The 338-nt window shown below is 45.3% G+C and carries 1 tRNA gene and 1 rRNA gene; both read left to right on the forward strand.

The features are described from left to right. Positions 1-57, forward strand: a 16S ribosomal RNA gene (locus tag BAQ49_RS26780); the annotation flags it as partial. Positions 58-187: 130 nt separating this feature from the next. After that, positions 188-264: transfer RNA gene (locus BAQ49_RS26785), tRNA-Ile, on the forward strand. Positions 265-338: the final 74 nt, after the last annotated feature.

The raw sequence follows: 338 nt of genomic DNA on the forward strand, positions 1-338 counted from the left end.
GGGGTGAAGTCGTAACAAGGTAGCCGTATCGGAAGGTGCGGCTGGATCACCTCCTTTCTATGGAGAATTGATAAGCCCTGCTTATCAATATAAGTTTCCGTGTTTCGTTTTCGTTTAGTTTTGAGGGTTCAATTAAGTATTGACTCTTAAATGAGGATATGATATAAATAAATCCTGCAATTTGTATGGGCCTATAGCTCAGCTGGTTAGAGCGCACGCCTGATAAGCGTGAGGTCGATGGTTCGAGTCCATTTAGGCCCACCATAATTATTCCGCAGTAGCTCAGTGGTAGAGCTATCGGCTGTTAACCGATCGGTCGTAGGTTCGAGTCCTACCTG

Origin of the sequence: Bacillus proteolyticus (assembly GCF_001884065.1) — a bacterium.
Taxonomy (GTDB): Bacteria; Bacillota; Bacilli; order Bacillales; family Bacillaceae_G; genus Bacillus_A; species Bacillus_A proteolyticus.